A 9,911-nucleotide genomic window follows, 5' to 3' on the forward strand; every position below is an offset into this window, starting at 1 on the left:
GTACCCGCGACAAGGCGTCCAGTACCCGGGCACTGCCGCGTGCAACTACCGCAACCAGAGGACTACTCGCGACGTGGCAGCGCGTCTGTTTCGCCACATTCCGCGCCACCCGACTGGGTCACGGAGGTGTCCTTCACGGAAGATGTGCGCATGGACACGTCCGCCTACGACGCCGATCTGCCCGCCCACGTCGAGCGGGCGCTGGCCGGGTTCCTCGAGCGCGCCGGTGCCGAAATCCGCCGTACCGAGCCGAGTGTCGGGGTCGGGATCGACGCGCTGGCCGGATTCGTGCTGGGCGGCGGCAAACGCCTGCGGCCGACGTTCGCCTGGTGGGGCTGGCGCGGCGCGGGTGGCGACCCGGGCGGGCCGGACGTCGAGGGCGTGCTTCAGGCGGTGGCGAGCCTGGAGCTGATCCAGGCGTGCGCGCTGATCCACGACGACCTCATCGACTCCTCCGATTCACGCCGCGGTTCGCCGACGGTGCATATCGCGGGCGCCAAACTGCACGCCGACAGCGGCTGGCTGGGTTCGCCGAGCACGTTCGGGCTCGCGACCGCCGTACTGGTCGGCGACCTCGCACTGGCCTGGGCCGACGACATGTTCGGCGAAGCCCCGCTCCCGCCCGCGGCCCTCGCGGCGGCGCGGCCCGCGTGGCGCGCGATGCGCACCGAGGTGCTCGCCGGGCAGTACCTCGACGTCCGCACCCAGGCCACCGGCGACGCCTCCCCCGAGGCGGCACTGCACATCTGCAAGCTCAAGACCGCCGCGTACACCGTCCAGCGCCCGCTCCACCTCGGTGCCGCGCTCGGCGGCGCCGACGACACCCTGATCGCGACGCTGCGCGAGTTCGGCGACGAGGTCGGCGTGGCGTTCCAGCTGCGGGACGATCTGCTCGGCGTGTTCGGCGACCCATCGGTCACCGGTAAGCCCGCGGGTGACGACCTGCGTGAGGGCAAGCGGACGCTGCTGGTCGCGCTGGGCCTGCAGCGGGCCGCCGAGCAGGGCAAGGACGCCGCGGCGCGGGTCATCTCCGACGCCATCGGCGACGCGCACCTCTCCGAGGACGCCGTCGAGAACGTGCGCGAAGCACTGCAGGACGTCGGCGCCGTCGACGCGGTGGAAAGCCGCATCGACGAGCTCACCGAGTCCGCGATGGCCGCGCTGGAGCGCGCCCACCTGGCCGAGCCCGCCCCGGCCGCGCTGACCGGGCTGGTCGTCAAGGCGACCCAGCGGACGTACTGATGCGCACCGTCACCGGTCCCAGCGACCACGTGGTGGTGATCGGTGCCGGACTCGCCGGTTTGTCGGCGACACTGCATTTGCTCGGCGCCGGCCGCCGGGTGACGTTGCTGGAGCAGGACAAGGTCCCGGGCGGCCGCGCCGGGCAGGCGGACTTCGGCGGCAACACCGTCGACGCCGGCGCCAGCGTGCTGACCATGCCGGAGCTGCTCGACGAGGCCTTCTCCGCGGTCGGCGAATCCCTGGCGGACAACCTGACGCTGACCCGGCTCGACCCGGCGTATCGCGCGCGGTTCGCCGACGGCAGCACGATCGCCGTGCATACCGAGGCCGCCGCGATGGAGGCCGAGATCCGCGCCGCCGCGGGTCCGGCCGAGGCCGACGGGTACCGCCGTCTTCGGCGCTGGCTCACCGAGCTGTACGCCGTCCAGAAGGACCACTTCATCGGCGCGAACTTCGATTCGCCACTCGATCTCGTACGCCCAGAGCTGGCGAAACTGGCCGTGCTGGGTGGTTTCGGGCGACTCGGCCCGAAGATCGGCGGCTTCCTGCGAGACGACCGCGTGCGCAGGCTGTTCTCGTTCCAGGCGCTCTACGCGGGGCTCGACCCGGCCCGCGCGATCGGGGCGTACGGCGTCATCTCCTATATGGACACCGTCGGCGGGGTCTACTACCCGTCGGGCGGGATGGGTGAGATCGCGCGGACGATGACGGGCGCGGCCGGACGCGCCGGCGCGGATGTGCGCTTCGGCACCGAAGCCGCTTGGCTGGAAAGGGTTTCCTCGCGAGTGCGCGCGGTGCGGACCCGCTCGGGCGAACGGATCCCCTGCGACACCGTCGTTCTCGCCACCGAACTCGGCACCGCGTACCGGCTGCTCGGCGCGCGGCCGAACCGTCCGTTGCCGCTGCGGTACTCGCCGTCGGCGGTGGTGCTGCACGGACACGCGGCGAAATCGTGGCCGGATTTGGGCCACCACACCATCTTCTTCGGCCAGGCCTGGGAAAAGACGTTCTCGGAGATCATCCGCGAAGGTAAGCTGATGAGTGACCCGTCACTGCTGGTGACCCGCCCGACCGCGACCGAACCGGGCCTCGCCCCCGGCGGTGAGCAGGTGGTCTCGGTGCTCGCCCCGGCGCCGAACCTGCGCCGCGGCAAGATCGACTGGGCCCGCGTCGGGCCCGCTTATCGCGCGGAACTCGTGCGGACACTGGAAAAGCGCGGCCTCACCGGTTTCGCGGAAGACTTCACCGTCGACGAGATGATCACCCCGGCGGGCTGGGCGGAACGCGGGCTCACCGCGGGGACGCCGTTCTCGCTCGCGCACACCTTCGCCCAGACCGGCCCGTTCCGGCCGGGGAATCTCTTGCGGGCGGCGGAAAACGTCGTGCTGGCAGGCTGCGGGACGACGCCGGGCGTCGGCATCCCGCCGGTGGTGATCTCCGGCAGGCTCGCCGCGGGAAGGGTCACCGGCCGATGAACGAACTCGACGCCGCGGGTATCACCGAACCGGCGTTGCGGGCCGCGTACATCGAATGCCGCCGCATCAACGCGCACTACGGCCGCACCTTCTTCCTCGCGACCCGGCTGCTGCCGTCGCGGGCGCGGCCGTTCGCTCACGCGTTGTACGGCTTCGCGCGGATGGCGGACGAGCTCGTCGACAATCCCGCGCCCGGCACCGATCCCGCGTTCGCGCTGGACGAGGTCGCCCGCCTGGTCGGGCAGGTCTTCGAAGGCGGCACGCCTGCCGATCCGGTGCCGGCCGCGCTCGCCGACACCGTGCGGCGCCACGAGCTGGACCGCGACCTGTTCGACGCGTTCCTGCGGTCCATGGCGATGGACCTCAAGGTCACCGAGTACGCGACCTACGCCGACCTCAAGGAGTACGTCCACGGTTCGGCCGAGGTCATCGGCTTGCAGATGCTGCCCGTCTTCGGCACCGTCGTGCCGATCGAGGAGGCCGAGGCCGGTGCGGCCGCGCTCGGCGAGGCGTTCCAGTTGACCAACTTCCTGCGCGACATCGGCGAAGACCTCGACCGAGGGCGGCTGTACCTGCCCACCGAGGAGCTGGCCGCGTTCGGGGTCGGCCGCGACCTGCTCGAATGGTCGCGCACCCGAGGTCTGCCGGACCGGCGGGTGCGACGCGCGCTCGCCGTGGCCGTGGCGCGCAACCGGGCGGTGTACCGCCGCGCCGAAGCGGGAATCCCCTTGCTGCGCAAGGAATCCCGGGACTGTGTCCGCACCGCGCTCGTATTGTACGAAGGTATCCTCGACGAGATCGCGGCGCTCGGCTACGACGTGCTGAACATCCGCGCCGTCGTGCCTCGCCGTCGTCGCGCGGCCGTCGCCCTTCCGAGGTTGCTGACGAGCGCGTGGAGCAACTCCAGGCTTAGGGTGCGATCATGACCTCTGCTTCGAACAGGAAGATCCGGATCGGCGTCCAGCTGCAGCCGCAGCACGCCGAGTACAAGACGATCCGCCGGGCGGCTTCGGAGGCCGAAGACCTCGGTGTGGACATCGTGTTCAACTGGGACCACTTCTACCCGCTCTTCGGCGACCCCGAAGGCCTGCACTACGAGTGCTGGACCATGCTGGGTGCCTGGGCGGAATCCACGTCGCGGGTCGAGATCGGCGCGCTGGTGACGTGCAACAGCTACCGCAACCCCGAACTGCTGGCCGACATGGCCCGGACCGTCGACAACATCTCCGACGGACGGCTGATCCTCGGCATCGGCTCCGGCTGGTTCGAAAAGGACTACGACGAGTACGGCTACGAGTTCGGCACCGCGGGTGGGCGCCTGGACGACCTCGCCGAATCGCTGCCGCGGATCGAGGCCCGGCTCGGGAAGCTGAACCCGCAGCCGGTCCGCGACATCCCGGTGCTCATCGGCGGCGGCGGCGAGAAGAAGACGCTGCGCCTGGTCGCGAAGCACGCCGACATCTGGCACGGTTTCGGCGATCCGGAGGTCGTCGAGCGCAAGGTCAAGATCCTCGACCAGCATTGCGCCGACGTCGACCGCGACCCTGGCGAGATCGAGCGTTCGGTCGCCGTCGACGGCGAGCCCGAGGAGCTGGGCCCGAAGCTGCTGGAGCACGGCGTCTCACTGTTCACCGTGGCGACCGGCGGGCCGGACTACAACTTCGACAAGCTGCGCTCCTGGATCGCTTGGCGGGACAAGCAGGGCTGAGCCTCCCTTTCCCTGTCATGAAAGGGTCTTTCAGGACATTTTTCGTCCTGAAAGACCCTTTCATGACAGCTTCCGGCGGTGAGCGGCGACCCGCTCCCGAGTGGCGCACCGCGTCGAGCAGTACCGACGCGGACTTCCCCCGCCCAAGTGCGCGAAGGGCTTCCCGCAGCCCGAAGCGGCACACAACCCGCCCGGCGCCGCCTGACGGTCCGCCAGCAGCACCGCCAGCGCCAGCGCCGACGACGTCACCAGCCACGCACCCCACGGTCCGTCGTCCGCGGCGTCGACGTGCAGGTGCCAGCCGAAGCCGGACCCGTGGTCGGTCAGTCGCGGCGGATGCGCGTAGCGAGCCAACAGCCGGTTAAGCACCTCGGCCGCCTTCGCGGCATCTCGCGCCGCGAAGACTTCACACAGTTCCGAAGCCGCCTCTTGCAGCGAAGTCACGTCCGCGGGTCGCAGCAGAACGTCCGTTTCGCCATGCGCCTCCAGTACGGCTTGGATGTCCGCAACCAAAGGTTCCGGCGCCAGCAGGACCTCCAGCAGCTCCACCGCACGCTGCGCCGCCGCCCGCGCCGACCGGCCGGGCAGGAAATCCCGCTGTGCTGAAGTCATGGCACATTGTAACGTCTCAGCCATGAGGGGACGTTACAGACTGGCCGTCTACTTGACCGGCGCGACGGTGGCCCGGACCGGCGACGAGCTGTCCGGACCGGCGCTGCTCCTGCTCGGCCTGAGTGTCGACGGTTCGGCGGCGACCGGTTCCGCACTGCTCGCGGGTCTGACGATCTCCGCGGCGGCGGGCGGCCCGCTGCTCGGCGCCCTGCTCGACCGCGGCCGCCGTCCGGGGCGCCTGCTGGCGTGGGCACTGCTCGCCTACGCGGCCGGTCTCGGCGCGGTTCTCGCACTGGTCGAGATTCCGGCGGCGATCGCGGTGGCCGTCGCGGCCGGGCTGCTCAATCCGGCGCTGGCCGGTGGCTGGACGGCGCAGTTGCCGAACGTCGTCGGCACGACACCGATCCGGAAAGCGAGCACGCTCGACGCGATGACGTTCACCGCCGCGAGCCTCGCGGGGCCGGGTCTCGCCGGGCTCGTGGCCGCCTACGCCGGCGCCCCGGCCGCGGTCGCCGTCGCGATCACCCTGGTCGTGGCGGCCTTCCCGGCGGCGTGGTCGCTCCCCGCGGCGGAAGCCAAACCCGTCAAGCCGATCCGCCGTCGGCTGGCCGACGGTTTCGCCGTCCTTTTTCGCAACCGCGCGCTGTTCCGGGCGACAGCGACGTCCACGGTGTCCTTCGTCGGCGTCGGGATGGCGTTCGTCTGCTACCCGCTGCTCGGCGCCCAACGACTGGGGAGTCCGGGTTTCGGGGCACTCCTGCTCACCGTGGTGGCCGGGGCGTCGCTGCTCGCGAACGCCGTACTGGCCCGCAGGCCGCCACCGCCGGACCGGACCGTGCTCGCCACCACCGTCCTGCTGGCCGCGAGCTTCCTGCTCGCGGCGGCCGGACACGACGTGGTGACCCTGCTGGCCGCCGCCGTGCTCGCCGGGTTCGCCGAAGGGCCACAGCTTTCCGCGCTCTTCGCCATCCGTCATCGCGAAGCACCCGCGGAGGTACGGGCTCAGGTTTTCACGACGGCGGCGAGCGTGAAGATCACCGGACTGGCTTTGGGTGCCGCGAGTGCCGGCCCCTTGAGCGCACTCTCCGTAACCGTCGGTTTGGCCGCCGCGGCGACCTGTCAGCTACTGGCGGCTACGACGTATCTCCTGGTCAGGGTCAGAAGGCCATCGCTTGTGCGCGCCGCTTGACCTCGGTGCCATGGCTGGTCCGGAGGGCGTTGACCGGGGTGGCCCCCGGCAGCGTGTCGTCCTGGGCGAAGAGCCAGCGCAGCATCTCCGTCCGGCTGAACCCGGAGTCCGCGAGCACCGTGATGGTGCCTGCCAGGCCCTTGACCACGCCGTCCCGCACCAGGAACGCGGCCGGGATGTACAGCTCACCCTTGCGCCGCACGGCGATCAGATGGCCGTCACGCAGCATCTGGCGGACCTTGTTGGCCGAAACGTTCAGCGCGGTCGAAACCTCCGGAAGCGGAAGAACGACCACATCGGCTTCGAGAACGTCGTCGGCGACGGGAATACCACTCACAGGTGACACTGTGCCACATTCGGTCTCCAGCTCCGTTAGTGCGCATGGGTGACGACCTCGCCGGTACCGGTCAGGGCTCACGCCATTACGGAAAGTGGTCAACCGGTCACGCATACCGCCGTTTCGACGAAATGACGGAAATCGTGATCCGCGCCGGGCCAGGTCCCGTACACCAGAACATGGGTACTTCCGTACGATCCATAGCCGTGACACGCACGGATCCCACTCTGGTGGGCACTCTGCTCGAGGGCCGCTACCGGGTGGACAAGCTGCTCGCACGCGGTGGGATGTCGTCGGTGTACCGGGGCGTCGACACCCGCTTGGACCGCCAGGTCGCCATCAAGATCATGGACCCGCGCTTCGCCGACGACCGGTCGTTCGTCGAGCGCTTCGAACGGGAGGCCCGCTCGGCGGCCCGGCTGCACCATCCGCACGTGGTGGCGGTGCACGACCAGGGCTTCGACACCCCCGGCGGGGAGGAATCCGGCCGGGCGTTCCTGGTGATGGAACTCGTCGACGGCGGAACCCTGCGCGAACTGCTCTCCGAACGCGGCCCGCTGGACGTCGCGCTCGCGCTGAGCATCACCGAACCGGTGCTGTCCGCGCTGGCGGCGGCCCACGCCGCCGGGCTGGTGCACCGCGACGTCAAACCGGAGAACGTGCTCATCGGCCGCGGTGGCACGGCGCTTTCGGGCGGCGTGGTCAAGGTCGGCGACTTCGGCTTGGTCCGCGCGATCGCGAGCGCGGGCACCACGAGTTCGAGCGTCATCCTCGGCACCGTCGCCTACGTCTCTCCCGAGCAGGTCGCCACCGGCGCGACGACGTCCAGCGGCGACGTCTACTCGACCGGGATCCTGCTGTACGAAATGCTCACCGGGCGCACGCCCTACGCCGGCGACACCGCGCTTTCGGTGGCATACCGGCACGTCAACGACGACGTCCCGCGCCCGAGTGAACTGCGGCCCGGTCTCCCGCCCGCGCTGGACGAGCTGATCCTGCGTGCCACCCGCCGCGACCCCGACCAGCGACCGGCCGACGCGGCGCGGTTCCTTGCCGAGCTGAACCACGTGCGTGCCGTCCTCGGCATCCCGTCGGTCCCGGTGCCCGTACCGCTGCCGCCGGACGCCGACCGGGAGACCGACGCCGAACGCACCACCCCGGGCATCCCGGCCGTACCCGCTCTCGCTCCGGCGTCCGCGGCGACCACGGTGCTGCCCCCGGTCGCCGAAGCGACGTTGCCGGTCACCGGTCCGCGAGGGACGCAGGCACTGCACCGGGAGCCGCAGTACCCGGCGGCGCAACCACCACGCACGCCTCCCCCGCGTCCCAAGCCACCCGCGGAGGACGACGACCAGCCGCGGTCGCGCAAACGCCTGTACCTGATGATCGCGGCCGCTGTCCTGATCCTCGGCGGGCTGATCGGCGCGTTCGCCTTCATCCTCAACGACACCGGGCCGACCTCGTCGTCGGTGCCGAAGCTGGCCGGGATGAACCAGGCCGCCGCCGGTGACGCGCTCCGCTCGGCGAAGCTGACTCCTGCCTACACCGAGGAGTACAGCGACACCGCCGCGCAGCACACGGTGATCCGGACCGACCCGGCCGAAGGCAAGTCCGTCGCGCCCGGTACGACGGTCAACGTCGTGTTGTCCAAGGGCCGTCCGATCGTGCCGGACATCCAGGCCGGGACCAGCAAGCAGGACGCGGAGACGGCGATCAAGGCCGCGCAGCTGACACCGGCACCGGGCGAATCCGAGTACAGCGACGTCGCCAAGGACAAGGTCGTCCGCGTCGACCCGGGCCCCGGCTCGCAGCTGAACATCGGCGGGCAGGTCACGGTCATCCTGTCGAAGGGTCCCGAGCCGCTGCCCCCGGTCCCGGACGTCACGGGCCAGAGCAAGGACGCCGCCTTCCAAATCCTGCAACAGGCCGGTTTCCAGCCGTTCCAGGCCGGAGAGGAGTTCTCCGACCAGCTCACCGCCGGCGCGGTGACCCGCACCGACCCGAAGGGCGGCGGCAAGGCGAGCAACCGCCGGATCGGGGTGTTCGTTTCGAACGCCGTCGAAGTACCGAACGTGACGTTCAAGCGTATGGAGGAAGCACTCCAGATCCTGCGTCAGGCGGGCCTGGACGCGGACCGTGAGGGTCGCGGAAACGGCAACGGCCACGGCGGTGGAAACGGCGGTTTCGACTTCGTCCTGCAGCAGGATCCGCAGCCGGGCACCAAGGTGCCGAAGGGCACAAAGGTGCGGCTCAGGGGCTTCGGGTGACGCGAAAGGTGCGCTGAAACCGTTCAGTACCGGCGGGGTCATCGGATACCGTGAACCGCATGGTGGTCTTTGACGGCGTGAGCAGCATGTCGGCCAGGTTCGCCCCGGGTTCCGCCGCGCCCGGTCCGCGATGAGCTTCTTCACGGACGCTCCTCGCAGCCGTCCCCTGTTCCCGGTGCCGGAGCAGGAACTGTTCGGCTACAACGGCCGCCCCTGGGTGGACTCGCCGCATGAGTACATCGTCCCGGCGATCCTGCCGTGGTCGATGCCGCTGGGCCGGTCCGGCCGGACCATCGTGGCGCTGCGCGGCATCGAGGTGTGGCCGGAGGCGGTGAGCTTCCAGCTGTCGGTGTACTCGCGGGATCTGCTGGCGGACGAACCCGGCGAAGGCCTCATCGACCATCGCCGGGTCCCGGACTACAACGCCCTGCTGGTCGGGGTGCTGTTCCCCGACGGCCGCCGCGCCAGCTCGGAGACGATCTCCGTACCGTCGGCGTCGAAACCGGACCAGCCCGTGCTGCGGGCGCAGGGACTGGGCGGCTCGTCGTTCCACGTCGACCACGAGATCTTCCTGTGGCCGCTGCCGCCGACCGGGCCGCTGGAGTTCGTCGTCCAGTGGCTCGACCGCGACATCGAGGAAACGCACACCTCGCTCGACGGCTCCGCGATCCGCGACGCCGCCAAGGAAGCGGGCGAGATCTGGCCAGGACTACCCGCCCGCGAGGCGCACGGCTTGCCGGTCCGCCGGGTCGGGGCGCAGGCGATGATCACCCCCGCCTGGCCCCGCGAGTCGCAGGCGCCGCCGCCGCTGCCGCAACCCCAACGACAGCCGCAGCCACCCCAGGCCCCGCCTGAATCGACCACGGCGGACCGGCCCCGGCGTGGCGCGCCACTGCCGACGCGCCTCCCCCGCCGGGCGCGGTAAGGACTCAGCGGGAGCGTCTTAAGTACCTACTGGATGGGCTGCGGGGCCCGCCGTGGTCGCAGGTGCAGCGGTCGCGCGTGAAGGACTCCTTCCCTCGGCTCAGCCGAGGGAAGCCTGATCTATGGTGCCGCGTACCCGCTGGTCGTGCTGTTCCAG

Annotated in this window: 9 protein-coding genes; 7 read left to right on the forward strand and 2 right to left on the reverse strand. The window is 70.6% G+C overall.

Annotation, left to right across the window (positions count from 1 at the left end; translation table 11 throughout):
* The first annotated feature begins 150 nt into the window (after positions 1–150).
* From AB0M65_RS37940 to AB0M65_RS37955, 4 genes are read left to right on the forward strand one after another with little or no spacing between them, the layout of a single operon-like run.
* Positions 151–1,242 (forward strand): polyprenyl synthetase family protein, encoded by a 1,092-nt coding sequence (locus AB0M65_RS37940; RefSeq protein WP_364039410.1) that lies wholly within the window; start codon positions 151–153, stop codon positions 1,240–1,242.
* Positions 1,242–2,717, forward strand: a complete 1,476-nt coding sequence (crtI, locus tag AB0M65_RS37945; protein ID WP_364039413.1) for a phytoene desaturase family protein — start codon at positions 1,242–1,244, stop codon at positions 2,715–2,717. The genes AB0M65_RS37940 and crtI overlap by 1 nt, the downstream gene beginning before the upstream one ends.
* The gene (locus AB0M65_RS37950) at positions 2,714–3,643 is read left to right on the forward strand and encodes a phytoene/squalene synthase family protein (protein WP_364039416.1); all 930 of its coding nucleotides are present in this window, start codon (positions 2,714–2,716) and stop codon (positions 3,641–3,643) included. The genes crtI and AB0M65_RS37950 overlap by 4 nt, the downstream gene beginning before the upstream one ends.
* On the forward strand, positions 3,640–4,425 hold the full coding sequence (locus AB0M65_RS37955) for an LLM class F420-dependent oxidoreductase (RefSeq protein ID WP_364039419.1): 786 nt from the start codon (positions 3,640–3,642) through the stop codon (positions 4,423–4,425). Before AB0M65_RS37950 ends, AB0M65_RS37955 begins: the two co-directional genes overlap by 4 nt.
* Positions 4,426–4,485: 60 nt before the next feature.
* On the opposite strand, the gene AB0M65_RS37960 is transcribed toward AB0M65_RS37955, so the two are convergent.
* Complete coding sequence (locus AB0M65_RS37960; RefSeq protein ID WP_364039422.1) at positions 4,486–5,037, reverse strand: CGNR zinc finger domain-containing protein; 552 nt, start codon at positions 5,035–5,037, stop codon at positions 4,486–4,488.
* 22 nt (positions 5,038–5,059) lie between these two features.
* Between AB0M65_RS37960 and AB0M65_RS37965 the strand changes: the two genes are divergently transcribed.
* Positions 5,060–6,226, forward strand: a complete 1,167-nt coding sequence (locus tag AB0M65_RS37965) for an MFS transporter (RefSeq protein WP_364039425.1) — start codon at positions 5,060–5,062, stop codon at positions 6,224–6,226.
* Here AB0M65_RS37965 and AB0M65_RS37970 read toward each other — a convergent pair.
* Positions 6,195–6,563, reverse strand: a complete 369-nt coding sequence (locus AB0M65_RS37970; protein ID WP_364039428.1) for an Rv2175c family DNA-binding protein — start codon at positions 6,561–6,563, stop codon at positions 6,195–6,197. The two genes, AB0M65_RS37965 and AB0M65_RS37970, sit on opposite strands and share 32 nt — an antisense overlap.
* A 206-nt stretch (positions 6,564–6,769) precedes the next feature.
* On the opposite strand from AB0M65_RS37970, the gene AB0M65_RS37975 reads away from it, so the two are divergent.
* Positions 6,770–8,830: a PASTA domain-containing protein gene (locus AB0M65_RS37975; protein WP_364039431.1), complete on the forward strand. Its 2,061-nt coding sequence runs from the start codon at positions 6,770–6,772 to the stop codon at positions 8,828–8,830.
* 130 nt (positions 8,831–8,960) lie between these two features.
* A complete protein-coding gene (locus AB0M65_RS37980) occupies positions 8,961–9,755 on the forward strand; it encodes a hypothetical protein (RefSeq protein WP_364039434.1) in 795 nt (264 codons plus the stop codon).
* Positions 9,756–9,911 lie beyond the last annotated feature (156 nt).

The sequence above is a fragment of the Amycolatopsis sp. NPDC051071 genome (assembly GCF_040682875.1).
In the GTDB taxonomy this organism is placed as follows: Bacteria; Actinomycetota; Actinomycetes; order Mycobacteriales; family Pseudonocardiaceae; genus Amycolatopsis.

Coding starts and splice junctions, on each gene's coding strand:
- AB0M65_RS37940 (WP_364039410.1), top strand. CDS start 151: ATGGACACGTCCGCCTACGACGCCGATCTGCCCGCCCACGTCGAGCGG.
- crtI (WP_364039413.1), top strand. CDS start 1,242: ATGCGCACCGTCACCGGTCCCAGCGACCACGTGGTGGTGATCGGTGCC.
- AB0M65_RS37950 (WP_364039416.1), top strand. CDS start 2,714: ATGAACGAACTCGACGCCGCGGGTATCACCGAACCGGCGTTGCGGGCC.
- AB0M65_RS37955 (WP_364039419.1), top strand. CDS start 3,640: ATGACCTCTGCTTCGAACAGGAAGATCCGGATCGGCGTCCAGCTGCAG.
- AB0M65_RS37960 (WP_364039422.1), bottom strand. CDS start 5,037: ATGACTTCAGCACAGCGGGATTTCCTGCCCGGCCGGTCGGCGCGGGCG.
- AB0M65_RS37965 (WP_364039425.1), top strand. CDS start 5,060: ATGAGGGGACGTTACAGACTGGCCGTCTACTTGACCGGCGCGACGGTG.
- AB0M65_RS37980 (WP_364039434.1), top strand. CDS start 8,961: ATGAGCTTCTTCACGGACGCTCCTCGCAGCCGTCCCCTGTTCCCGGTG.